Origin of the sequence: Kitasatospora sp. NPDC002965, assembly GCF_040611255.1 — a bacterium.
Classification (GTDB): Bacteria; Actinomycetota; Actinomycetes; order Streptomycetales; family Streptomycetaceae; genus Kitasatospora.
Map to the genome: position 1 here is coordinate 1 of NZ_JBEXNT010000141.1, position 24,470 is coordinate 24,470.

Below are 24,470 nucleotides of genomic sequence, written 5' to 3' on the forward strand. Positions count from 1 at the left end.
CGACACCGACAACGGCGGCATGTACGAGGAGGGCGACCCGAGCAAGGCCGGCAACCAGGCCCGCTTCATCGCCCACGAGGCCGACTGGCTGCGCCAGCCGCCCGACCGGTACCGGTAGCCGAGCGCCACCGACAGCACACCGGCCTGCCGGCCGACGCCGGGCACCACCGCGTACCCCGGGTGGCTGTGTTCGGCCGACCGCGCCGACGCCCGCTCCCCGGTCACCCGGGCCACCGGCCGGCGCTCGCTCCCGTACGTCTCCAGCAGCCCCGGACCGGCCCAGCCGCACAGCGCCGCGGCCAGCTTCCAGGCCAGGTTGTGGGCGTCCTGGATGCCGGTGTTGGAGCCGAACGCCCCGGTCGGGGACATCTCGTGCGCCGAGTCCCCGGCCAGGAACACCCGCCCGGCGGAGTAGCCGTCGGCCACCCGCTCGGCCGCGTGCCAGGGGGCCCTCCCCGTGATCTCGACATCGAGGTCCGGCATGCCGACCGCGGCCCGGATGTGCCGCACGCAGCGCTCGTCGGTGAACGCCTCCAGGGGCTCGCCGTGCTCCGGGTGCCAGGGCGCGTGGAACACCCACTCCTCGTGGTTGTCCACCGGCAGCAGGGCGCCGTCCGCCTCCGGAGCGGTCAGGTAGCAGGCGATGAAGTGACGGTCGCCCACCACCTCCGCCAGCCGCTTCGCCCGGAAGGTGATGCTGACGTTGTGGAACAGCTCGCCCTTGCCGCTCTGGCCGATCCCCAGGGCCTCCCGGACCGGGCTGCGCGGACCGTCCGCCGCGACCAGGTAGTCGGCCCGCACCCGGCGCTCCTCGCCGGTCTCCCGGCTGCGCAGCAGCGCCGTCACGCCGTCGTCGTCCTGCTCGAAGGAGAGCAGCTCGGTCGAGAACCGGATGTCCGCGCCCAGCTCCCGGGAGGACCGCAGCAGCACCGGTTCCAGGTCGTTCTGGCTGCACAGGCACCACGAGCTGGGGCTGAAGCGGGCGAGCCGCCCGCCCGGGTCGATCTCCCGGAACAGCCACTCCTGCTCCTCGCCGGTCAGCGAGGGGGCCTGAAGGATGCCGTGGTTCGGCGCGAGCACCGAGGCCGCCTCGCGGATCGCCGGCTCGATCCCGGCCACCCGGAACAGCTCCATCGTGCGGACGTTGTTGCCTCGGCCACGCGGGTGATGCGAGGTGTCGGCGTGCTTCTCGACCAGCAGGTGTCTGACACCCAGTCGGCCCAGGAAGAGCGAGGCGGACAGCCCGACCAGCGAGCCGCCGACGATCAGGACCGGCACCCGGTCGTCAACCTTCGGATTCATCAATTGCTCCAGCCTGTACGGAGGTTCGGGGCCCTGATGCGGGCTCGGAGCCGCCCTCGACGGGGCTCTCGGACACAGCGGCCCCGTTCTTCCATCCCCCGCACCGGGGGGCTTCTGCCGCCGCTTCGCCCGGATGGCCCGCATATCTCGCGCCGCCCGTGCCCGCCGCGCACGATCGACCTCAGACCTGGCGCCGACCCCGACCGGCCGACCGCCACCGCACCGCCCTCCCCCCGCCGGAGGCCACCCGGCCCCTCCGGCCCGGCGCCGCCGCACGCGGCCCCCGACGCGTACGGCCCAGAAGCAGAAAGTGGATCATGACGACCCTGTCCGAACCCCCCGCGCGGCAGCACTCCGAATCCGAGACCCGCCTGCGGGTGGTGCTGATGCTGGAGATCCAGGACGGCGCCCAGCAGCGCTTCATGGACGTGTACGAGCAGCTCCGCCACCAGGTGGCCACCGTCCCCGGCCACGTCAGTGACCAGCTCTGCCAGTCCATCAACGACCCCCGCCAGTGGCTCATCACCAGCGAGTGGGAGGACCAGGAGACCTTCCTGGAGTGGGTGGACAGCCCGGCCCACCGGGAGATGGTCAAGCCGATGCACGGATGCGTCAGCGACACCTTCCGCTCGCTGCGCTACACCATCCTCCGCGAGACCTCCGCCGCCGGCGTCACCGGCACCCGGGCCCCGCAGGAGGTGCCCGAGGGCCTGCCGCGCACCACCCCCTCCGGACAGGCCGGCCCGCCCAAGGCCGACCCCGGGCCCGACGGCGTGGTCCGGCACGCCCTGACCTTCACCGTCAAGCCCGGCAGCGAGCCGGAGGTCGCCCGGATCCTCTCCGGCTACACCTCGCCCCGCGCCGAGGTCGACGACACCACCCGGCTGCGCCGCACCTCGCTGTTCATGCACGGCAACCGGGTGGTCCGGGCGGTCGAGGTGGTCGGCAACCTCGGCGACGCGCTGCGGCACGTCGCCATGCAGCCCGAGGTACGGGCCGTCGAGGAGGCCATCAACCCGTACCTGGAGGAGGCCCGCCAGCTGGGCGACCCGCAGGCGGCCCGCGCCTTCTTCGCCCGGGCCGCACTGCCGGCCGAGCACCAGGCGATCGCCGGCTCCCCCGCCTCCGGCCGGCTGCACCGGCACGCGGTGCTCTACCCGGTCAAGCCCGGCAACGGCCAGGCCGTGGCCGACCTGCTCGCCGACTACGACAACCTGGCCACCGTCGACCCGACCGGGCCGGTGGTCACCAGCACCGTCTTCCACCGGGACGACGTCGTGGTCCGCCTGGTGGACCTGCGGGTCCCCGCCGAGGCGGACCCGGCGGCAGGACTCGGCGTCGCCGGCGAGCGCGAGGCCGCCCTCCTCGGCCGGCTGCTCGACCTCGGCCCGGAGGGCGACCTGCGGACCGTCGGCGGGCTCAGCGCCGTCCTCGCCGCCCGCGCCATGAACCCGGTCACCGACCGCACCTCCCAGCCCGCCTGACGCTCCGTCGCCTCCCCCGGCCGGGCCACCACCACCGATCCCGACATCCGTAAGGAAGAAACCATGTCCACGCAGTACCCACGGATCGTGCACGTCTCCGAGGCGCCGGAGAACCGCAGGCGCGGCGGCGACCTGCGCGCCATCCTCACCCCGACCACCTGCGGCGCCACCAGCGGGTTCATGGGGCTGGCCATCGTGCAGCCCGGCGAGCGGATCGGCGAGCACTACCACCCGTACTCCGAGGAGTTCGTCTTCGTCGTCGCCGGCGACCTGGAGGTGGACCTGGACGGCGAGACCCGGGTGCTCAAGCCCGAGCAGGGTCTGATGATCCCCATCGACATGCGCCACCGGTTCCGCAACGTCGGCGACACCGAGGCCCGGATGGTCTTCCACCTCGGCCCGCTGGCACCCCGCCCCGAACTCGGCCACGTCGACACCGAGGAGACGGAGCCGGTGGGCACCTCCGCCCCGCCGGAACACGCCAAGGTGGCCTCGTGAGCCGGCGACGGGTCGCCGTCACCGGAATCGGCGTGGTCGCGCCCGGCGGAGTCGGTGTCCCCGCGTTCTGGGAACTCCTCACCTCCGGGCGGACGGCGACCCGGGGCATCACGCTCTTCGACCCCACCGGGTTCCGCTCCCGGATCGCCGCCGAGTGCGACTTCGACCCGGCCGCCCACGGGCTCGGCCCCGACGAAGTCCAACGGGCCGACCGTTACGTCCAGTTCGCCATGGTGGCCACCGACGAGGCGCTCGCCGACTCCGGGCTGGACCTGGCCGCCGAGGACCCGTGGCGGATCGGCGTCTCGCTCGGCACCGCCGTCGGCGGCACCACCCGGCTGGAGCACGACTACGCCCTGGTCAGCGCCGGCGGCGCCCGCTGGGACGTCGACCACCGGCGGGCCGAACCGCAGCTGCACCGGGCCTTCGCGCCCTCGACGCTCGCCTCGGCGGTCGCCGAGCGGACCGGGGCGCGCGGCCCGGTGCAGACCGTCTCCACCGGCTGCACCTCCGGCCTCGACGCCATCGGGTACGCCTTCCAGAGCGTCGAGGAGGGCCGCGCCGACATCTGTCTCGCCGGCGCCTCCGACTCGCCGATCTCGCCGATCACCGTCGCCTGCTTCGACGCCATCAAGGCCACCAGCGAGCGCAACGACGACCCGGCGCACGCCTCCCGGCCGTTCGACGCCCACCGTGACGGCTTCGTGCTCGGCGAGGGCGGCGCCGTCCTCGTCCTGGAGGAACTGGAACACGCCCGGCGGCGCGGCGCCCGGATCTACGGCGAGATCGGCGGCTTCGCCACCTTCGGCAACGCCTACCACATGACCGGCCTCACCCAGGAGGGGCTGGAGATGTCCCGGTCGATCGACCACGCGCTCGCCCACGCCAGGGTCGACCGCGGCGACGTCGACTACGTCAACGCACACGGCTCGGGCACCAAGCAGAACGACCGGCACGAGACGGCGGCCGTCAAGCGCTCGCTCGGCGAGCACGCCTACCGGACGCCGATGAGTTCGATCAAGTCGATGGTCGGGCACTCGCTCGGCGCGATCGGCGCGATCGAGGTGGTCGCCTGCACCCTCGCGCTCGACCGCGGCGTCGTCCCGCCGACCGCCAACTACGAGACACCCGACCCGGAGTGCGACCTCGACTACGTACCGCGCACCGCGCGGGAGATGCCGCTGCGCCACATCCTCTCGGTCGGCAGCGGGTTCGGCGGATTCCAGTCCGCCGTCGTGCTCACAAGAACGGGGTGAGATCCATGACGTCACGTCAGCAGAACCGCCGGGCGGTGATCACCGGCCTCGGCGTGGTGGCGCCGAACGGCGTGGGGGCCGACGCCTTCTGGAAGGCCACCAGGCAGGGCGTGAGCGTCCTCGACCGGATATCCCGTGAGGGCTGCGCGGACTTCCCCCTGCGCATCGCGGGTCAGGTGAGGGACTTCGACCCGGCCGCCGCCATCGACAGCCGCTACCTGGTGCAGACCGACCGGTTCACGCACTACGCGATGGCCGCCGCCGACCAGGCGGTGGCGGACGCCGGATACGTCCCCGACCCCGACGACCCGTACGCGGTCGGCGTGGTCACCGCGGCCGGCTCCGGCGGCGGCGAGTTCGGCCAGGGCGAACTCCAGCAGCTCTGGGGCAAGGGACCGCAGTTCGTCGGCCCCTACCAGTCCATCGCCTGGTTCTACGCCGCCAGCACCGGCCAGGTCTCCATCCGCGGCGGCTACAAGGGCCCGTGCGGGGTGGTCGCCAGCGACGAGGCCGGCGGCCTGGACGCCCTGGCCCACGCCGCCCGCGCCATCGAACGCGGCACCGACGCGGTGGTGGCCGGCGCCGCCGAGGCCCCGCTCGCGCCGTACTCGATGGTCTGCCAGCTCGGCTACCCCGAGGTCAGCCTCGCCGACCGGGCCGACCGGGCCTACCTGCCCTTCTCCCCCGCGGCCTGCGGCTTCGCCCCCGCCGAGGGCGGCGCGATGCTCCTCCTGGAGGACGAGCGGACCGCCCTCGGGCGCGGCGCCACCGTCCGGGCGTACCTGGCCGGGCACGGCGCCACCTTCACCGGTGCCTCCCGCTGGGAGGAGTCCCGGGAGGGCCTGGCCGCCGCCATCCGGATCGCCCTCGACCAGGCCAGGATCTCGCCGGAGGAGGTCGACGTGGTCTTCGCCGACGCCCTCGGCGTCCCCGCCGCCGACCGCGCCGAGGCGCTCGCCCTGGCCGACGCGCTCGGCCCGTACGCCGAACGCGTCCCGGTCACCGCCCCGAAGGCCGGCACCGGCCGGGCCTACTGCGGCGCGCCGGTGCTCGACACGGCCGCCGCCGTGCTCGCCATGGAGGACGGTGTCCTGCCGCCCACCCCGAACGTCACCGAGGTCGGACACGACCTGGCCCTGGTGACGGGGCGTGCCCGGCCGGCCGAGCTGCGCACCGCGCTGGTGCTCAGCCGCGGGCTGATGGGCTCCAACTCGGCCCTGGTGCTCCGGCGTGGCGACCGGGAGGCCTGATCCACGCCCCGCCCGTGCCGTCGTTCCACCGCTCCACCGGTCGCCCGTCGCCCGCCGCCCGCCCCGCCGGCTCGACCGTCCGGCCGCTCAACCGCAACTCGCACGCTATGAAGGGACATCCCGTGAGCAACACCCTCAGCTATCCCGAACTCGCGACGCTCATCCAGGCCCGGGCCGGCGTCGCCGTCGACCCCCTCGACCTGGAGCGCCCCGGCGTCAGCTTCGACGACTTCGGCGTGGACTCCCTCGGCCTGCTCGGCGTGGTCGGCGAGCTGGAGAACCGGCACGGCGTGAAGGTCACCAACGGCGCGGAGTCGGCGAAGACCCCCGCCGAGTTCCTCGACCTGGTCAACTCCGCCGTCACCGCGAAGGCGGGTGCCTGAGATGGCCGGACACACCGACAACGAGATCGTCATCGCGGCACCGCTCGACCTGGTCTGGGAGATCACCAACGACCTGGAGAACTGGCCCCAGCTGTTCAGCGAGTACGCCTCGGTCGAGGTGCTGGAGCGGGACGGCGACCGGGTCACCTTCCGGCTGACCATGCACCCCGACGACGACGGGAAGGTGTGGAGCTGGGTCTCCGAGCGCACCACCGACCGGTCCTCGCTCGCGGTCCGGGCCCGGCGGGTCGAACCCGGCCCGTTCGAGTTCATGGACATCCAGTGGGAGTACGCGGAGGTCCCGGCCGGCACCAGGATGCGCTGGGTGCAGGACTTCTCGATGAAGCCCACCGCGCCGGTCGACGACGACGGCATGGTCAACCACATCAACCGCAACTCGCGGATCCAGCTGCAGCTGATCCGCGAGAAGGTCGAGAAGAAGGCCGCGGAGCTGTGAGCACGACGTCCCCCCTCACCACGCAGACCCACCGCGCGCTGATCGTCGCCCGGATGAAGCCGGACGCGGCCCGGGGCATCGCCGACGTGTTCGCCGAGTCCGACCGGGGCGAGCTGCCCCAGCTGATCGGCGTCACCGGGCGGAGCCTGTTCCAGTTCGGCGACGTCTACCTCCACCTGATCGAGGCGGACCGGCCGCCCGGCCCGGCCGTCGCCCAGGTCGTCGGGCACCCGGAGTTCCGGGCGGTCAGCGACGCGCTCACCGCGTACGTCCAGGCGTACGACCCGGCCACCTGGCGCGGGCCGAAGGACGCCATGGCGCACGAGTTCTACCGCTGGGAGCGCACCGGCTGAGGGCCGGTGCCGGTCCGTCGAGCGGACACCCCGTCGGCCTGCGGCCTGCGGGGTGTCCGCTCGTGCGGGTCAGCCGGCCGGCCCGGTCATCGCGGCGAGGACGGCGCGCCAGTCCTCCCCGGGCTCCGGGCGGAGCAGCTCGGCGAGCGCGTCGGCCCGGTAGCGCCACGGGCGGCGCAGCTCGGGGTCCGCGTCCTCCGTGGCGGTGACGGCGCCGGCCGAGCCGAGCAGGCGGACCAGCTCGGTGGCGAAGTCCGTCCAGGAGACGTGGCCGGTCACCGCGTTGACCACCCGGCCCGGTGCCCGGGTGAGGCCGCCCGCCAGGGCGCGGGCGAGGGCCGCCGAGTGCACCCAGCTCGCGCCGTACCAGTCGGCGCCGCCCTCCGGCGCGGATCGCGGCAGGGTGATCGGCCGGCCCGCCAGGGCGTCCTGGTAGAGCGCGCCGGTGGCGCCCCAGCGGAGCTGGTCGCGCAGCCGCCGGTTCGGCCCCCAGACCAGCGGCGAGCGGACCACCGTCCAGGGTCCCCGGCCGTCGGCGGACTCGCGGAGGATCCGCTCGCACTCCGCCTTGGCCCGCCCGTACGGGCTGACCGGCCCGGTGGCCGGGGCGCCCTCGGCGACCTCGCCCGGCGCGGGGCGCCCGTAGGCGTCGACGCTGCTGACGAAGACGAAGCCGGCCCCGCCGCGCCAACCGTCCACCAGGGCGCGCATCGCGGCGACGTCGACGGCGTGCTCGGTGAACGTGCACGCGGAGTGGATGACGGCGTCCACGCCCTCGACGGACCGGCGCAGGCTGTCGAGGTCGGCGAGGTCCCCCTCCGCGACCTCGACGCCGCTGCGGGCCACCAGGTGCGCCGACTCGGGGCGGACCAGGGCGCGGACCGGCCGGCCCTGGGCGACGAGCTCCTGGAGGACGGCCGCGCCGACACCGCCGGTGGCCCCCGTGAGCAGCACGGTGCCGGCCCGGGTGGCCGTGCTCCGGCCCGTCCCGGTCCGCACGCCCGCGGCGGCGGACGCGGTCGTGGTGGAGCGCCGTTCCGCGGCGCGGGTGGTGAGGAGGCCGGCCAGCGCCCGGGGCGTGCGCTGTTCGAGAACGTCCAGCCCGGTCAGCGGCAGACCCGTGCCGGTACGGAGCCGCTCCGCCAGCTGGACCGCCACCAGCGAGTGGCCGCCCAGCCCGAAGAAGTCCCCGTCCGGCGACGGGCGTCCGCCCAGCAGGTCCCCGAACGCCGCCAGCACCGCGTCGAGGTGGGCGGACGGGGCGGCGGCGGGCGCGCCGGGGAGGCGGGCCGGGTCGAGGGTGCCGTCGGGGTGGCGGGGCAGGGTGTCCATGAGGGTGACGGCGGCGGGGAGCCGGTCGGGCGGCAGTTGTCGGCGGAGGCCCGCGCGCAGGTCGGTGCCGCCCGGGGCGGACGGGCCGCGGACCACCGCGTAGGCGAGCGCCGGACCGCCGTCCGGGGCGAGCACGGCGGCGTCGGCGACCCGGGGGTCGGCGAGCAGGGCGGCGACCGCGGGGTGCTCCGGTCCGACGGACCCGGCGGCGGGCGACGGCGGGGCGGCGAGGCGGCTGCCGGGGAGCTCGGAGAGCGGGCGGTCGGCGTCGGCGGCGACGGCCACGAGCAGCTCGGCGAAGGCGGCGTGCAGACGGCGGGCGGTGGGCTCGTCGAGGGCGGCCGGGTCGTGCTGGAGCAGGCAGCGCGGCTGCGGGCCGTCCTCGACCAGCAGGGTGAGGCCGAACTTCGCGAGACCGAGGTCGATGTCGACGGCCTCGGCGGCGAGACCGGGCAGGGTCAGCGGCTCCGACGGGCCGACCAGGTCGCAGCTGACGGCGAGCAGCGGGGTGCCGTCCGCGCCCCGGGCGGCGGGGCCGAGCCGCTCGACGACCAGGTCGAACGGGACGTCGTGGTGGACCTGCGCGTCGAGCAGGGCGGTCCGGACGGTGGCCAGGACTTCGGTGAAGACCGGGTCGCGGCCGGGGAGTTCGGCGCGGACCGGCAGGGTGTTGACCTGGAGGCCGACCAGTCGGCGCAGTTCCGGGCGGGCCCGGTGGCCGCCGGCGCAGCCGAGGACGAGGTCGGGCTCGCCGGTGGCGGTGCGCAGGGCGGCGAAGGCGGCGGCCAGGACGACGGCGAAGAGCGTGGCCCCGTGCCGGGCGCCGAGCCTGCGCAGGTCGTCGAGGGTGCCCGCGGCGAGCGGGGAGCCGTGCAGGGCGGCCCGCCGGTCGGGGGTGCCGGGCGGGACGGGGCGCAGCAGCGGCAGCGGCCGGGCGCCGGTGAGCGCGGCGGCCCGGTCGGCCGCCGTGGCGGCGAGCTCGTCGTCGCGGCCCCGCTCCCAGCGGGCGTAGTCGGCGTACGGGAGTCCCGGGTCGGGGAGGTCCTCCGGTCGGAGCCCGGCGGCGTCCGCGTACAGGGCCGCGAGGTCGGCGGCGAGGATCGGCAGGGACCCTCCGTCGACGGCGATGTGGTGGATCGCCAGAAGGACGGTGTGGTCGTCGGGGGCGTGCCGGAGGGCGAGTGCGCGGAGCACGGGGCCGGTGGCGAGGTCGAACGGGCGGGCCGCTTCGGCGTGCAGCAGCGCGGTGCCGTCGGGATCCGTACCGCCGGGATCCGTGCTGCCGGGGTCGGTGCCGTCGGGATCGGTGTCTTCCGGGGCGGCGGGCCGCACGGGGACCGGGATCGGGACGACCGGCCCGGTCTCCTGGTAGGGCCGCTCGTCGCGCTGTCCGTAGCGGGTACGGAGGATCGCATGGCGGGCGGTCAGGCCGGTGAGGGCCGTCGCGAGGGCGTCGAGGTCCAACGGACCGCGCAGCCTGGTGGCGAGCGGGACGTGGTAGCGCGCGCCGCCCTGGCCGAGCCGCTCCATCAGCCACATCCGCTGCTGGGCGTGGGAGAGCGGGGCCGCGCCGGTGGCGGAGGTCCGCGGGACCGGCCCGGCGCCGCGGGCGGGGCTCACGGCGCGACCGGGGCCGGCGGCGGAGCCCGGGGTCACGGGGGTGGCGGAGGGGCCGGGAACGGCGGCCGGGGGGCCGCCCGCCCGGTCGGCGGACCCGTCCGCGACCCGGCGGCGGGCGCGGCGGAGCAGGGCGGCCTGGTCGACGGGGGCGGCCTGACCTGCCTGGTCGGCGGGGGCGGTCATCGGGTGGGCTCCTGGTGGTGTGCGGCGGGCCGGGCGGCGTCGCCGTCCGCGGGTTCGGCGGGTTCGGCGGAGGCGTCCGGCGCGGCGGACTCGGCCGCGAGGAGGGCGCGTTCGATCAGCGCCGCCTGGCCCGCCACGGTGGGGTGGTCGAGGAAGTCGCCGAGCGGCAGGTCGACACCGAGGTCCTCGCGGAGGTCGTCGACGACCCACATCGCGAGCAGCGAGTGGCCGCCCTCGGCGAAGAAGTCCGCTTCGGGAGCGGCCACTTCGTGCTCCAGGGCCCGCGACCAGGCCGCGGCGACGACCTGCTGGATCGGGGTCAGTGCGGCGCCGGCGCCCGGCCCGGCGGCGGCCCCGGGCGCGGGCCGGTCGTCGGACGCCAGGGCCCGGCGGTCGACCTTCCCGCTGCCGGTGAGCGGGAGGGCGTCCAGCACGGTCCAGGCGGTGGGCACCAGGTGCGCCGGGAGGCGCTCGGCGAGCTGCCGGCGGAGCGCCTCGGGGACGGGTCGGGTGCCCTCGGCGGGGACGACGTACGCGGCCAGCGCGGCGTCCTCGTGCCCCGCCCGGCGGACCACGACCGCCGTCTCGGCGACCTCGGGCAGGCTGCGCAGCGCGTGCTCGACCTCGCCGGGTTCGATCCGGAAGCCGCGGACCTTCACCTGGTCGTCCAGCCGGCCGTGGAACTCCAGCGTGCCGTCGGGGCGCCGCGCGGCGCGGTCGCCCGTGCGGTACGCCCGGCCGAGGCCGGGGAGGTCCGCGAACCGCTCGGCGGTCAGCTCCGGTCGGCCGAGGTAGCCGAGGGCCAACCGGGCCCCGCCGATCCAGAGTTCGCCGCGGGTGCCGTCCGCGACGGGCCGCCGCTCCTCGTCGAGGACGAAGGTGCGGGCGCCGCCGAAGGGGCGGCCGATCGGGATCGGGCCCGTGCAGTCGTCCGGCCGGATGCGGTGCAGGGTGGTGTAGGTGGTGGCCTCGGTGGGCCCGTAGGCGTTGACCAGGTCGAGCCAGGGGAAGGCGCGCAGGACCGCGTCCGCGTGCTCGACGGAGAGCGCCTCGCCACCGACGATCAGGGTCCGCAGGACACCGAAGATCCGCGAGCGGCGGGCCGCCAGCTGGTGGAAGAGCGCGGTGGTGAGGAACGCCGTCGTGACGCCGAACCGCTCGATGTCGCGCGCGAGTTCCTCGGGGGTCGGCCGTTCGGCGGGCGAGACGGCGACGGCGGCCCCGCGGACCAGCGGGGCCCACAGCTCGAAGGTGGCGGCGTCGAAGGCGGCGGGCGAGTGGAGCAGGACGCGGTCGCCGGGGCCCAGCGCGATCCCGTCGGGGGCGGTCACCAGGTCGGTGACGGCGCTGTGCGGCACCTGGACGCCCTTCGGCTGCCCGGTGGAGCCGGAGGTGTAGTAGACGAGGGCGACGCCGGCCGGGTCCGGGTGCACCGGGTCGGCGCCCTCGGCGGTCTCGACCGTGCCGGCCGCGGCGCGACCGGACTCGGTGAGCGCCAGCGAGCGGTCCGCGGGGAGGCCGGCGTCGGCGAGCAGCGCCTTGTCCCCGAGGGTGAGCCGGACGCCGGCGTCGTCGAGCATGCCGGTGAGGCGCGGACGCGGGTAGGCCGGGTCGAGCGGCACCACGTGGCCGCCGGCCCACCAGACGGCGAGCTGGGCCACGGCCTGGCGGGTCGCGCGGGCGCAGAGCAGGCCGACGGCGGCGCCGGGGCCGACCCCTCGGGCGGCGAGGTCGGCGGCCAGCCGGCCCGCGGTGGTGACGAGTTCGCGGTAGGTCAGGGCGGTGGAGCCGTCGGTGACGGCGAGGGCGCGGGGGCGCAGCGCCGCCTGCCCGGCGATGAGCGCCGGAACGGTGGCGGCTTCGGGCGCGCCGGCGGGCGCGGCCTCGGACGGGGCGTCACCGGTGGCAGGGGTGTGCGCGGCGGTGGAGGTCATGGGGTGGTTCCCTTCCGGGCACCCCGGCGGCGTACCGGGGTGCCCTGCGGCGGCGGTCGGGAGGTGCGGCGGCCGGTCAGCCGGTGGCGGCGCTCGTGAGCCGCTCGTCGATCAGCCGGGCGATGGCCCGCAGGTCGGGCTGGCGCAGCAGCAGCGGGGCGCGCAGCCGTACTCCGTACACGTCCTCCAGTGCGGCGAGCAGTCGGGCGGCGGTGACCGACGTCCCGCCCGAGTCGAGGAAGTTGTCCGCCGGTTCGAGGTCCGTGCGGCCGAGCAGCTCGTGGCAGAGCCGGAGCACGGTCCGCTCGGTGGCGGTGGCGGCCGTCTCGGGCGCGGGTCCGGCCGGGCGGCCGGCGTCCTCGGCCTTGAGCAGCGCGGCCCGGTCGATCTTCCCGTTGGCGTCCAGCGGGAAGGTGTCGACCAGCCGCAGGGTGCCCGGCACGGCCTGCTCGGGCAGCCAGGGCCGGACCGCGTCCAGCAGGTCGGCCGCCGCGGGTGCGGGTTCCTCCGGCGCGGGCTGGACGAAGGCGAGCAGGTGGGCACCGCCGGCCGTGCCCGGGCGGGCGACGACGGCGGCGCGGCGGACCCGGGGGTCGCGTTCGAGGGCGGCCTCGACCTCGGCCGGTTCGATCCGCACCCCGCTGACCTTGACCTGGTCGTCGAGCCGGCCGAGGAACTCGACCACGCCGTCGGGGCGCATCAGCACGCGGTCGCCGCTGCGGTAGACCCGGTCGGTGCCCTCGATCTCGTCGGGCGCCGAGACGAAGCGTCGGGCGGTGAGCTCGGCGTCGAGGTAACCGATGGCCAGGCCCCGCCCGCCGATCCGCAGTTCGCCCGCGTGGCCGTGGGGCACCGGGCGGCCGTCCTCGTCGGTGACCAGGACGACGGCGCCGGGGATCGGGCGGCCGATCGGCGGCGCGCCCGCGCCGTGGTCCGCGCCGGGCGCCATGCTGTGGACCGTCGTGACGACGGTGGCCTCGGCGGGACCGTAGGCGTTGTGGACGGTCGCGGTGACGTCCGGCCCCGGGGCGCGCCGCAGCCGGTCCCCGCCGACGCAGAGGTGCCGCAGGGCCAGTCCGGCGGGCCAGGGGCGGTCGAGGACGGGCTCGGCCAGCGGGGTGGGCAGCACGCCGACGGTGATGCCGGCCGTGCGCCACCAGTCGGTGAGCGCGGTCGGGTCCCAGCGGACGGCGTCGGGGGCGACGACGAGCGCGGCGCCGGAGGTGAGGGTGGCCCAGAGCTCCATCAGGTGCGGGTCGAAGGCGACCCCGATGAGCAGGCTGTGCCGGTCGCCGGGGCCGAGGCCGGTCAGCTCGCGGTACCACTGCAGCATCGCGCCGAGCGCGGACTCGGTGACGGCGACGGCCTTGGGGGTGCCGGTGGAGCCCGAGGTGAGCACGGTGTACAGGGTGCCGGCGGGGATGCGGACGCCCGCCGCGCGGTCGGCGGCGAAGGCGGCGACCGCGCCGGCCGCGCCGGGGGCGGTCAGCGGCCGGTGGAGCCCGTCCCGGTGGGACGGCGGCAGCAGTGCCGGGTCACCGACCAGGCACGCGGGCCGCAGCTGTTCGGCGACGGCCTGGAGCCGGCGCTCGCCGGGACGCGGGCCGAGCGGCAGGTGGACGGCGCCGAGTCTGGCGACGGCGACGGTGGCCGCGACCAGGGCCGCGGAGTGGTCCAGGCAGAGGCCGACCAGGTCGCCGGGGCGGACGCGGTCGGCCAGGACGTCGGCGAACTCCGATGCGAGGGCGTCGAGTTCCGCGTAGCTCAGGGTCTGCTCGCCGTCGATCAGCGCCGGGGCGTGCGGGGTCCGGTGGGCCCAGCTGGTGAAGAGGTCGAGCACCGCGCCGTCCTGGTGCGGACGCCCGTACGCGATGCTGGCCCCGGCCGGGGTGGTGTCGTGCCGGCGGGTGTCGGTCTGGCGGGTGTCGGTCTGGCGGGTGTCGGTCTGGGGGATGTCGGACTGGGGGTTCGTCATGGCTGCTCCTCCGTGCATCGATCGGGCGGTCGTCGTGGGTCTCACCCCAGGCCCATGGCCTTGGCGACGATCACCTTCTGGACCTCGGAGGTCCCCTCGATGATGGTCGTCATCCGGACGTAGCGGTAGAGGAACTCCAGGGGATGGCCGCGCACCCAGCCGGTGGCGCCGTGCACCTGGAGCGAGCGGTCGACCGCCCGGACGGCCGTCTCGGAGGCGGTGAGCTTGGCGAGCGCGGCGTTCTCGGGCGCCTCGGTGCCGTCGTCGACCAGCCGGGCGCAGGCCAGGGTGAGCAGCTTGGAGGCCTCGACCTCGGCCCGGGTGCTCACCAGGTGCTCCTGGACGTGCTGGTAGTCACCGATCCGCTGCCCGAAGGCCCGCCGCTCCCGGGCGTACTCGACACCGAGCCGCAGTGCGTACTCGGCGATGCCGTTGCACATCGCGGCGACCACCAGCCGGCCCCGGGACAGGCTGTCCATGGCGAGCGCGGTGGCGGCGCCGACACCGGCCTCGCCGCCGATCACCGACGCCATGGGGGCGTGCAACCGGTCGAGCGTCAGCTCGAACAGCGGCTCGCCGGACATGCCCTCGTAGCGCTGGCCGATCCGCAGGCCCGGGTGGTCCATCGGCAGGACGAAGGCCGTCGCACCGGCGGTGGGCCCGGCGCCGCCGCCGAGGTCGGTGGCGGTGACCACGAGGGCGAGGTCGGCCCGGTCGGCGTTGCTGACGAAGGTCTTGCGGCCGTTCAGCAGCCAGCCTTCCCCGTCCCGGACGGCGGTCGTGGTGAGCCGGAACGCGTCGGACCCGGCCTGCGGTTCGGTCAGCGCCAGACAGCGGGTCCGCTCGCCGCGGACCAGCGGGACGAGGTGGCGCTCGATCTGCTCGGGCGTGCCGTGCCGCAGCAGCGGGCTGGGCCCGTCGGACCCGGCCAGCGCGTACGGGGCCAGCGCGCAGCCGCTGCGCCCGGCGGCGTGGTGGAGCAGCACGACGGCGGTGAACGGCATGTCCGCGCCGCCCAGCTCCTCCGGGTAGTCCCCGGCGTAGAAGCCGAGCGCGGCGGAGCGCTTGCGCACGTACGTCCGCAGGTCGGCCGGCGGCTGACCGGCGGACTCGCCCAACTCGGCTGCCAGCGGTTCGAGTTCGCGGCGGACGAAGCTCTCGAAGGCGTCGACGAGTTCGCGGTGGCCGGCTTCGAGGACGGCGGAGGGGGCGGAGAGGCTCACTGGTCGGCTCCGGTCAGGGCGCGGGCCTGGTCGGCCAGGACGGGGTGCTGGAAGAGCGTGCGCAGGGGCGGACGGGAGCCCAGGCGCGGTTCCAGCCAGGCGGCGAGCCGGGCCGCGAGCAGCGAGTGGCCGCCGACCTCGAAGAAGTGCGAGTCCGCGGTGAACCGGTCGTGGCCGAGCACCTCGCGCCAGGCCTCGGCCACCATGGCCTCGCCGGGGTCGGTGAAGGCCTGCGGTTCGGCCGCCGCCGCCTCGGCCGCGCCGGGCGCCACGGCGGCGATCCGGGCCAGGGCGGCACGGTCGGGCTTGCCCCCGGGCAGCAGCGGCATGACGGCCAGGGCCGTCCAGGCCGAGGGGACCAGGCCGCCCGGGAGCCGGCGGGCCAGGGCGGCGTGCAGGGCCGTCTGGTCGGGCTGCTCGGCGCCCTCCAGGAAGCCGAGCAGGCGCGGGCCGGCGGTCGCGTCCTCGTGCAGCACGACGGCGCAGGAACGGCCGCCCAGTTCGGCGGAGGCGGCGGCCTCGATCTCCTCCAGTTCGATCCGGAAGCCGCGCAGCTTCACCTGGTTGTCGTGCCGGCCCAGGAAGCGGAGCCGGCCGTCCAGGCCCCGGAAGCCGCGGTCGCCGGTGCGGTAGACCCGCTCGCCGCCGAGCGCGGGGACGGTGACGAACCGGGCCTCCGTGACCTCCGGCAGGCCGAGGTAGCCGTCGGCCAGCGCGTCTCCCCCGACGACGAGCTCGCCGACCGCACCGGGCGGCAGCGGGCGGAGGCCCTCGTCCAGGACGTGCACGCGCACGCCGGGCAGTTCGGTGCCGAGCGGGATCTCGGCGGCGTCCGCGGCGACACCGGCCGCCGCCGGGTCGGTCGCCGCCAGGTCGGTCGCCGCCGGGTCGGTCGCCGGACGGCCGGACTCCGCGAGGTCCTCGTCCGTGATCTCGTGCACGGTGGACGTGACGGTCGCCTCGGTGACGCCGTAGGCGTTCAGCACGGTCACCCCGGTGCCCGCGGTCAGCCCGCGCAGGGCCCGAGCGGGCAGCCGCTCACCGCCGAGGACGAGCAGACGCGGGGACCAGCGGCCGTCCGCCAGCGCCTCGCGCAGGTCGTCGCGGACGGCCAGGGCGTAGCTGGTCGGCAGGTTGGCGACGGTGACCCCGCGGGCGGCCAGCACCGCGACCAGCTCGGGCCCGGTCGGGACCTCGCGCTGCGGCACCACGAGAGCGGCGCCCGCGACCAGCGAGGGCAGCACCTCCTCCAGCGCCACGTCGAAGGAGGGACGGGCGAAGAGCAGCACCCGGTCCGCGGGCCCGAGCCCGTAGCGGGCGGCGACCGCGGCGGTGTAGCGGGCCAGCGCCGTGCGGCCGACCAGGACCGGCTTGGGCACACCGGTCGAGCCGGAGGTGTGGATCACGTAGGCGGCGCCGTCGAGCACCGCGGCGGGCTCGGCCTTCGGGAACGGCGGGCCGTCCAGCAGGGCCGGGGCGACCGTGCCGGGCAGCGCGAGGGCGCTCTGCCGGGTCGCGAGGACCAGCGCCGGGCCGAGCCGTTCCAGCAGCAGGGCGAGCCGGGCCTGCGGGTCCTCGGCCGAGAGCGGGGCGTAGACCGCGCCGTACCGCAGGCAGGCGAGCAGCGCGACCACGCTGTCGACGCCGCGCGGCAGCACGGTGGCGACCGGCTGGCCGGGCGTCACACCGGCGGCGCGCAGGCGCTCGACGAGGGCCCCGACGCGGCGGTCGAGGTCGCCGTAGCCGAGACGCTCGGTGCCGGCGAGCAGGGCGAGGGCACCCGGGTCGTGGGCGGCGGCCGGGTCGAGGTCGGCGAGCCGGTCGAGGCCGGCGGGCGGGGTGGCCGCGGCGGACCCGGCCCCGACGGTGGCCGCGGTGGACGCGGTGACGGGTGCGAGGTCGGCGAGCGGCGCGGCCGGCCGGTCGAGGTAGTCGCGGAGCAGCGCCAGCAGCCGCTCGGTGAGCAGGACGGCCGTCTCCTCGGCGAACAGGTCGGCGTCGTAGTCCCAGACCAGGGTCATCCCGGCCGTGCCGAGCTTCTCGCCGACCACCCGGCGGTCGTCGGGCAGCAGTACCAGGTCGAGGTCGAAGCGGGTGGTGCCGGTGTTGAAGCCCTCGTACAGCGACACCTCCAGTCCGGGCGCCTGGACGTCGGGCAGCGGCGCGTCGTGCGCGCTGAACATCACGCTGAACAGCGGGTTGTCCGCGCCGCTGGTGTGCCGGCCCAGCGCGCGGGTCAGCTCCTGGACGGGCACGTCCTGGTGGGGCAGCGCGCGGAACAGGACGTCGGTCACCTCGTCCACGGTCTCCGTACCGGGCGCGACCGGGTCGAGCCGCAGGCGCAGCGGGACGGTGTTGACGAACATCCCGACGGTGCCCTCGAAACCCGGCGGGCGGTTGCCCACGGCGGTGCCGACCATCAGCTCGCGGTGGCCGCTGTGCCGGCGCAGCAACTCGGCGAAGAGCGTCAGCAGGGTGGAGAACGGGGTGTGCCCGTCGCGCCGGCCGCGCTCGCGCAGCCGCTCGGCCAGATCGGCGCCGATCGACTGGCGCAGCTGGCCGCCGCGGTGCCGGCGCACGACGCCGGGCCGGGCCAGCCCGGGCAGCGCGAGGTCCACCGGCGCGTCGGCCAACTCACTTTTCCAGTAGGCGAGTCCGCGCTCCCTGGCGGCGTCCTGGCTGGGACCGGCGGCCCGCACGTGGTCCTCGTACGAGGGTGCGGCGGGCAGGGCGGCGACCTCGCCGAGGACGTGGGCCCGGTAGACGGTGAAGAGGTCCCGGAGCAGGATCGCGAACGAGTGCCCGTCGTGGATGAGGTGGTGCTCGACGTGGATCAGCCGGTGGTGGTCGTCGGCCAGCCGGACGAGGTGCCAGCGCAGCAACGGGGCCTGCGTGGTGTCCAGCGGCTCCTCGGCCTCGGCGGCGAGCAGGGTCCGGAACGACGCCTCGGGGTCGGGTTCGACGGAGAAGTCGCTGGTGCGCAGGCGCGGTTCGGTCCGGGCGCCGACCCGCTGGAGCGGCAACCCCTCGGGCCTGGCCACCAGTTCGAGCCGCAGGCCCGGGTGGTGGGCGAGCACGGCGGCCAGGCCGGCCCGGAGCGCGTCGGTGTCGAGCGGCCCCCAGAGATCGAGGGCGGCGGTGAAGTTGTACGCGCGACTGCCTGGCAGCATCTGCTCGTGCAGCCAGACGATCTCCTGCGACGAGGAGAGTGCGAACATGGACAACTCCCTTGCGGTAGCGATTGGGTGTGTGTTCAACGGGGCGGGCGGGCGCGGTGGGCCCGCCGCTGCCGGGCGGGCCGGGGATGGTGGCGCGCGCGGCGGGACGTGTGCGGGGTCGGAGGTCAGGTCCGGATTCGGGCCCGATTCGGTTGGGTCGTCCGGGTGGTGAGGGTCGGTGGGTCCGGTCCGGCGGCCTCAGACGGGCGGGCCGAGGTGACGGCGCAGCGTCGCGAGCAGTGCCTGGAACGCGGCCTCGGCGTCGGCGTCCCGGTAGCGGTCGCGGTCCCAGGCCAGCCGGACCAGCAGGTCCTCACCGTGCGAGGCGGAGACGGCCAGCGGGGCGGCGAGCGGACGACCGCCCACGTGGGTCTCCCGTCCGGCGGCGCCGCCGAGCACCAGCGGCGGCCGACGGTTCAGGTCCTCGAAGGTCAGCAGGCCGTCCAGGGTCCCGGACCAGCGCGCCCCGGCCGAACGGGCGGCGCGCACCACCTCGTCGTACGGCGTGTCCGCGTGGTCGAGGTCGTCCCACCACTCGGCGCCGAGCTCGTCGAGGCTCCGCGCCGGCCCGGGCGCGACCGGGTGGACGAGGGTGTTCAGGAAGCAACCGAGGACGGGTTCCGCCCCCGGCGGCCGGCCGCCCCACGGGTAGCCGAGCGCGAGCACCCGCTCCCCGGCGGAGAGCCGGCGGGCCGCGGCGCCGACGGCGTCCAGCAGGGCCGGGAAGACGCCGCCCCGGGCGGCCCCGGTCGCGGCGGGCAGCCGGTGGGTGACCACGCCGGTGGACCGGGCGGCCCCGCCGGCGGCGGCCTCCTCCCGGGGGACTTCCTCCAGTCCACCGAGCCGGGCGGCCCAGTGGGCGTGTGCGGTCTCGCTCGCGGCAGCCGCCTCGACGGCCAACTGACCCTCCACCGCGGCCCGGTAGGCCGCGACGCCGTCCTCGTCCGGACCGTCCGGACTGTCCGGCCCCTCCGGTGCGGACGCGTCGTCCTGTCCGTACGCCGCGGTGAGGTCCGCCGTGACCAGTCCGAGCGACTGCTCGTCGCAGGCGGCATGGTCCAGCGCGACGGCCAGCACCTCCTCGTCGTCGTCCGGCGCGGACGCGAGCAGCAGGCGCAGCACCGGTCCGTCGAGCGGCCAGTCCAGCAGCGCGCGGCGCAGCGCCGCCGCGGCCGACCGGTCCGGGCCGCCCCGGCCGACGGCCGCCCGGGCCACCTCGACCGCCGGCGCGCCGAGCCGGAGGAGGGGGGTGCCGCGCACCGTCGTGAACGCGCCGCGCAGGGCGGGGTGGCGGGCGGCCAGCCGGACTGCTGCGCGGTGCAGGCGCGGCAGGTCGACGGTCCCGCGCGGGAAGGCGAAGAACAGCGGCACGATGTCGGTTCGGCCGCGGGGGTCGCGGCGGCGGGTGATCAGGAACCGCCGCTGGGCACCGGTGAGCGGGAGCAGTTCCGCCGGGGCGGGGGCGGCGTCGAGGACGGACCGGTAGCGGGCGAGGTAGGCGGCCGTGATGCTGGAGTACACGGAGGGTCTCCGCTTTCGGTTCAGGGCGTTCGGACGTCCAGGGCTGGTGCGGGCGGCTGCGGGCGGCTGCGGGCGTCGGATCCCGTTCAGCCGTTGCGGGCCGGTCGGCCCGATGCGGCCCTGTCAGGACGTCGGAACGTCAGGAAGTCAGGAAGTCGGAAGGTCGGGGCGTCGGACGGTCGGCGGGCGGGCGGTGGTCAGTGCACCGTTCTCGCGTCCTCCGAGTCCTCCGCGGCCTCCGGGTCGGTGCGCCCGGGGACGCCGGCCGACGCCGGGCCGGCGTCCGGTCCCGACCCCGTCTCCGGGTCCGGCACCGGCTCCGCCCCCGGGGCGGAGGGCAGGTCCCGCATGCCGCGCAACGGTGAGAGCAGCAGCGGCACGGGCACCACCAGGGTGCCGACGGCACAGACCCAGAGTGCCGCCCGGGGCCCGGCCGTGTCCGCGACGGTGCCGCCGATCAGGGCACCCAGCGGCAGCGTCCCCCAGACCAGGAAGCGCATGGTGGCGTTCATCCGGCCGAGCAGCTCCGGCGGGCAGAGGCTCTGCCGGAAGCTCACCTGGGCGACGTTGTAGGCCACCGCGCCGAACAGCACCACGACGCCGCCGACCGCGAACAGCACCGCCCCCGCTCCCCCGTCGGCGAGCGGCCAGAGCAGCGCGAACGGCCCGGTCACCAAGGGGGCGAGCCAGATCAGCCGGCCCTGGCCGATCCGCCGGGCGAGCGGGCCCGCGCAGACCGCGCCGGCGAGGCCGCCCACGGCCGAGACCGAGAGCAGCACCCCGATCGCCGCCGGGGAGAGGTCGAGGACCCTGACCCAGAACACGGTCTGCACGGCCATCAGCACCGCGCTGAAGAGGTTGGACGCGGCCGTGGCGGCGGCGATCACCCGGAGCAGCGGATGCCCCACCACGAACCGGACGCCCTCGGCGACGTCCTCGCGCAGCGAGCGGCCGGGCTCGGTCCGGGGCTGCGGTTCGTGGGCCCGGATCCGGGAGAGCAGCACCGCCGAGGCGAGGTAGCCGAACGCGTCGGCGACGATCGCCAGCGGTGCGCCGAGCAGTTGGACCAGCCCGCCGCCCAGCCCCGGTCCGGCGATCTGTGCGGAGGAGCGGACGGTCTCGATCGCGCCGTTGCCCGCGATCAGCTGTTCACGCGGCAGCAGCACCGGCAGGTAGGACTGGTGGGCGACGTCGAAGAAGACCGTCGCCACTCCGGTGACCAGGGCCACCAGGTAGAGCTGGACCAGCGTGAGGGCGTCGAGCACGCCGGCCACCGGGATCGAGCCGACGGCCAGGCAGCGGAGCAGATCGGCGCGGACGAGGACGGGCAGCTTGCGCATCCGGTCCAGCCAGGCACCGGCGGGCAGGCCGACCAGGAGGAAGGCGGCGGTCTCGGCGGCCGTCAGCAGGCCGACCTGGAAGGGCGTGGCGTCGAGTTCCAGCACCGCGACCAGGGGCAGCGCGACCAGGGTCACCTGCGTGCCCGCCTGGGCCGCGACCGCTCCCGAGAGCAGGAGCCGGAAGTCGCGACGGGCCGACGGAGGGGTGCGGGGTGGATGGGGCTTGTCGTTCATCAGTACGACTCTCGGTTACCGATTCGCTACCGGGCAACCGTCTGGCTCGTTTCCGGCCTCCCTCCCGAACGACCGGATCCCGCCGCTCCCGCAGGCTTCCCTTAGCCCGCCCTTATGTCGCGGATCCGGGCCCGCGACCCTCCTCCGGAACCGGGACCAGCGATGTCGTCCCCCCGTCGCCACCGGCGTCACGTGTCCACCGTTGCGTCCGATATCCGGACCACCCGTTTCGCGCCAGCGGACGGTCAACCTCAACTTGGCCGGATCGGGTGAAGTGCTGACGTTCCGTCACCTGGCCGTGGCTCCACCGTGGTAAGCGCAGGCGAACGGCCCCCGGACCACAGCGGGTCCGGGGGCCGGGGCCGACGGTGCCGGGGGCCGCCCGGCACCCGGTCAGGCCGGGTCGAGGACGGCGTCCGGGGTGCGGCCGGCCTGGGCCTGCTCGATGCGCTTGACGAGCATCGCGGCGAGCCGACGGGTCGAGGCCCGGTCGACCGGGCCGCCCTCGGTGGTCACACTGGCGACCACCGTGCCGGACCGCAGGACGATGCTCACGCCGTCCCGGCCGCCCAGCTGTCCCTGGAACGCGCGGCTCTCGGTGCCCAGCACCCCGAGGTCGAGCGCGGTGTAGTGAGCGGCGTCGCCGTAGGCCGCGTACGCCTCCTTGAGGCGGTTCGCGGCCTCCGCCCTTCCGGCGAGGGTGTCGACGCCGAAGCGCGCGGTCACTTCTCCGGAGGCGAAGCGGGCCGTGCCGCTCAGCGGCTTGCCGGTGCACGGCGCGGTGGTGGTGCAGGTGGTGGCGTGGTCCGCGGTGTCCACCTTCCGCTTCTCCTCCTCCCACCCGGTCATCGCCTTCTGGTCGGGCAGGAGCTGCAGGACGAGCTTGCCGTCGAGCAGCAGGGTGTCCGAGTCCGGCCCGGCGGTCGGCTGCGCACCGCCACCGGCGGTGGTGCCCGCGGTGTTCGCGCCCGAAGCGCCACCGGGAGCACCACCGGAACCGCCACCGGACGCGCCACCGGGAGCACCGCCGGAGCCGGCGCCCGTCGTGGCGCCCGCCGCCGTACCGGCCGACGCGGTCGCGCCGTCGGCCGCCGGAGTACCGCCCGGCTCGGTACCGCCCGCCGTCCCCGGGGCCGCGGTCCCGGTCGGGGCCGGGGAGGCGGCGCCGGAGGCCGCCGCCGCGCCCTCCGAGCTCCCCGGACTCGCCGAGGCGGCCACCGTGCTCCCGGCCGCGTGGCCGGAGGTCTTCCCCCCGGACCCGCAGGCCGCCAGCGTCCCCAGCAGCACACCCACCGCCGCCGCGGCTGCCACCTTCCGACCGGCCGTCCCCATGTCCCGCCCCTTTCGTGTCCGTGGTCCCTCAAGATAGACGCGGGCCGGGCCTGCCGGTTCCCCGGGGCATCCACCTCGACGAACGGCCGCGCGCGGCCGGGGCGCCCCCGGAGCGCTCCGGGGGCGAACGGTCACGACCGGCCCCGGCGGACCGGATCACCACGGATCACGGCGGGTCAGGACGGGTCGGCCGCCACGCCGCCCGGGGCGCCCTGCGGCAACGGCTCGACCCCCACCACCCGGCTGACCCGGGTGGGCTCGACCAGCACCACCACCCGCCGCTCGCCGGGGACCCGCCAGCCGTACTCCGTGCCGAGGTACGTCCGGGCCAGCCGGTCCATGTTCCGGTCGGCCTCCTCCCCCTCGACGAACCGCACCACCCGCCCCCGGATCTGCACCCGGTCGTACGGGTCGGCCGGGTCGGCGAGCGACAGACAGACCCGGGGGTCGCGCCGCAGGTTCCGCTCCTTCACCCGCCCGACGGAGGTGTTGAACAGCACGAGGTCTCCCTCCATCCCCACCCACATCGGGCTCACATGCGGCGAACCGTCGGCGTTGACCGTGCCGACGTACCAGATGTGTCCCGCCTCGATCCGCTCACGGACGTCCTTCGAGATCTCAGCCATGCGCCGAGTCTCCCCACCCCCGCCCCGGCTCACCCGTACCCGCGCACCCGGGCACCGGCCGGCGCGGCATGGACCGGACGACAGCCGGACGACGGCCGAACGGGATGCCGACGGGGCGTCGGACGACCCGTTCCGACGACGGATACCCCGGGGGGACCCAATCACCCGGATCGCCCAGGGCACCCGGGTGAACACGCCCGGGAGTCCACCCGAAGGGCGCACCGGCCCGCCCGCCGCTGCCGTCCTCCGGTGGCAGTGGCCGCCACCGTGGATGACGGTGGATCAGGCGCGTACCTGCGAATCCCCTGGCCGACGACGTGTCGGCCATCGCAGCCCGCGCCGGAAGGATCATCATCATGCGTTCTGCACGCACGCTGCTCGCCGGAGCCGCCGTCGCCGCCGTCCTCACCGCCGGTGCCCCGCTCGCCTACGCGGACGGCGCGGCCGACCCGGGCAAGAACCTGACCTGGCAGGAGAAGCAGGAGAAGGGCGCCAGCGCCGAGGGTCAGAAGACCTGGGAAGAGAAGCAGCAGGGCTCCTCCGGCGAGGAGCACAAGGCCGAGGAGTACAAGGGCGGCGAGTACAAGGCCGACGAGAAGGCCCCGCACGGTGGCGTGCACACCGGTGGTGGCGGCCTGGCCCTCTCCGGTGGCGGCCTGGCCTCCGGCGCGGTCCTGCTGCTCGGTGGCCTCGGCGCGGGTGCGATCGCCCTGCGCCGCGGTCGCCGCGGCGCCGACGCAGCCATCTGATCCCGCGCCGTTCCCGCCGCTCCCCCGCCGTGACCGCCGCCCCGTGCGCCGGTCGCGGCGGGGGCCCGCGGGGCGGCGCTTCGCCGTGTCGGGGCCGCCGGTGGGGGCCCCGGGGGGGGGGGCCGGCCGGTGCCGCCGGACGGTCCGGGTACGACCCCCCAGCCGGCCGGGGGGCCGGGGGCCCCCGCCGGGGGGCGGCA

At 76.1% G+C, this 24,470-nt stretch carries 18 protein-coding genes and 1 pseudogene; 9 read left to right on the forward strand and 10 right to left on the reverse strand.

Features of this window, described 5'->3' with window-relative positions:
* Positions 1 to 19: 19 nt before the first annotated feature.
* Positions 20 to 118, forward strand: a complete 99-nt coding sequence (locus ABZY91_RS35235; RefSeq protein ID WP_355407500.1) for a collagenase — start codon at positions 20 to 22, stop codon at positions 116 to 118.
* Here the strand turns inward: ABZY91_RS35235 and ABZY91_RS35240 are convergent.
* A pseudogene (locus ABZY91_RS35240) lies at positions 109 to 1,302 on the reverse strand (FAD-dependent monooxygenase); the annotation flags it as partial. The gene ABZY91_RS35235 and the pseudogene ABZY91_RS35240 overlap by 10 nt on opposite strands.
* Positions 1,303 to 1,619: 317 nt before the next feature.
* Here ABZY91_RS35240 and ABZY91_RS35245 point away from each other — a divergent pair.
* From ABZY91_RS35245 to ABZY91_RS35275, 7 genes are all read left to right on the forward strand, one after another.
* The gene (locus ABZY91_RS35245) at positions 1,620 to 2,786 is read left to right on the forward strand and encodes a SchA/CurD-like domain-containing protein (protein ID WP_329951013.1); all 1,167 of its coding nucleotides are present in this window, start codon (positions 1,620 to 1,622) and stop codon (positions 2,784 to 2,786) included.
* Positions 2,787 to 2,849: 63 nt separating this feature from the next.
* The gene (locus tag ABZY91_RS35250; RefSeq protein WP_329880056.1) at positions 2,850 to 3,284 is read left to right on the forward strand and encodes a cupin domain-containing protein; all 435 of its coding nucleotides are present in this window, start codon (positions 2,850 to 2,852) and stop codon (positions 3,282 to 3,284) included.
* A complete protein-coding gene (locus ABZY91_RS35255; RefSeq protein ID WP_329880057.1) occupies positions 3,281 to 4,540 on the forward strand; it encodes a beta-ketoacyl-[acyl-carrier-protein] synthase family protein in 1,260 nt (419 codons plus the stop codon). The genes ABZY91_RS35250 and ABZY91_RS35255 overlap by 4 nt, the downstream gene beginning before the upstream one ends.
* Positions 4,541 to 4,545: 5 nt before the next feature.
* Positions 4,546 to 5,790, forward strand: a complete 1,245-nt coding sequence (locus tag ABZY91_RS35260; protein WP_355407477.1) for a beta-ketoacyl synthase N-terminal-like domain-containing protein — start codon at positions 4,546 to 4,548, stop codon at positions 5,788 to 5,790.
* Between the two features lie 122 nt (positions 5,791 to 5,912).
* Complete coding sequence (locus ABZY91_RS35265; protein WP_329951011.1) at positions 5,913 to 6,173, forward strand: acyl carrier protein; 261 nt, start codon at positions 5,913 to 5,915, stop codon at positions 6,171 to 6,173.
* Between the two features lies 1 nt (position 6,174).
* On the forward strand, positions 6,175 to 6,630 hold the full coding sequence (locus ABZY91_RS35270) for an SRPBCC family protein (protein WP_329880061.1): 456 nt from the start codon (positions 6,175 to 6,177) through the stop codon (positions 6,628 to 6,630).
* On the forward strand, positions 6,627 to 6,983 hold the full coding sequence (locus ABZY91_RS35275) for a TcmI family type II polyketide cyclase (protein WP_329880062.1): 357 nt from the start codon (positions 6,627 to 6,629) through the stop codon (positions 6,981 to 6,983). The genes ABZY91_RS35270 and ABZY91_RS35275 overlap by 4 nt, the downstream gene beginning before the upstream one ends.
* Before the next feature lie 69 nt (positions 6,984 to 7,052).
* Here ABZY91_RS35275 and ABZY91_RS35280 read toward each other — a convergent pair whose 3' ends face one another.
* The 9 genes from ABZY91_RS35280 to ABZY91_RS35320 all read right to left on the reverse strand — a co-directional run bounded on the left by ABZY91_RS35280 (position 7,053) and on the right by ABZY91_RS35320 (position 23,521).
* Positions 7,053 to 10,118 (reverse strand): condensation domain-containing protein, encoded by a 3,066-nt coding sequence (locus ABZY91_RS35280; protein ID WP_355407480.1) that lies wholly within the window; start codon positions 10,116 to 10,118, stop codon positions 7,053 to 7,055.
* Positions 10,115 to 12,052, reverse strand: coding sequence for a non-ribosomal peptide synthetase (locus tag ABZY91_RS35285; protein WP_355407482.1), 1,938 nt, complete (start codon positions 12,050 to 12,052; stop codon positions 10,115 to 10,117). Before ABZY91_RS35285 ends, ABZY91_RS35280 begins: the two co-directional genes overlap by 4 nt.
* A gap of 76 nt (positions 12,053 to 12,128) precedes the next feature.
* A complete protein-coding gene (locus ABZY91_RS35290) occupies positions 12,129 to 14,027 on the reverse strand; it encodes a non-ribosomal peptide synthetase (protein WP_355407484.1) in 1,899 nt (632 codons plus the stop codon).
* Positions 14,028 to 14,068: 41 nt separating this feature from the next.
* Complete coding sequence (locus ABZY91_RS35295; protein ID WP_355407486.1) at positions 14,069 to 15,250, reverse strand: acyl-CoA dehydrogenase family protein; 1,182 nt, start codon at positions 15,248 to 15,250, stop codon at positions 14,069 to 14,071.
* Positions 15,247 to 18,468: an amino acid adenylation domain-containing protein gene (locus ABZY91_RS35300; protein WP_355407488.1), complete on the reverse strand. Its 3,222-nt coding sequence runs from the start codon at positions 18,466 to 18,468 to the stop codon at positions 15,247 to 15,249. Before ABZY91_RS35300 ends, ABZY91_RS35295 begins: the two co-directional genes overlap by 4 nt.
* A gap of 198 nt (positions 18,469 to 18,666) precedes the next feature.
* Positions 18,667 to 19,989: a condensation domain-containing protein gene (locus tag ABZY91_RS35305; protein ID WP_355407490.1), complete on the reverse strand. Its 1,323-nt coding sequence runs from the start codon at positions 19,987 to 19,989 to the stop codon at positions 18,667 to 18,669.
* A 197-nt stretch (positions 19,990 to 20,186) separates the two neighbouring features.
* Positions 20,187 to 21,563, reverse strand: coding sequence for an MFS transporter (locus tag ABZY91_RS35310; protein WP_355407492.1), 1,377 nt, complete (start codon positions 21,561 to 21,563; stop codon positions 20,187 to 20,189).
* Between the two features lie 393 nt (positions 21,564 to 21,956).
* Positions 21,957 to 22,895, reverse strand: a complete 939-nt coding sequence (locus tag ABZY91_RS35315) for a hypothetical protein (RefSeq protein ID WP_355407494.1) — start codon at positions 22,893 to 22,895, stop codon at positions 21,957 to 21,959.
* 176 nt (positions 22,896 to 23,071) lie between these two features.
* Complete coding sequence (locus ABZY91_RS35320) at positions 23,072 to 23,521, reverse strand: PPOX class F420-dependent oxidoreductase (RefSeq protein ID WP_355407496.1); 450 nt, start codon at positions 23,519 to 23,521, stop codon at positions 23,072 to 23,074.
* A gap of 356 nt (positions 23,522 to 23,877) precedes the next feature.
* Between ABZY91_RS35320 and ABZY91_RS35325 the strand changes: the two genes are divergently transcribed.
* Positions 23,878 to 24,270 carry a hypothetical protein gene (locus ABZY91_RS35325; RefSeq protein WP_355407498.1) on the forward strand — a complete coding sequence of 131 codons (393 nt, stop codon included), beginning with the start codon at positions 23,878 to 23,880 and terminating at the stop codon, positions 24,268 to 24,270.
* The last annotated feature ends 200 nt before the right edge of the window (positions 24,271 to 24,470 follow it).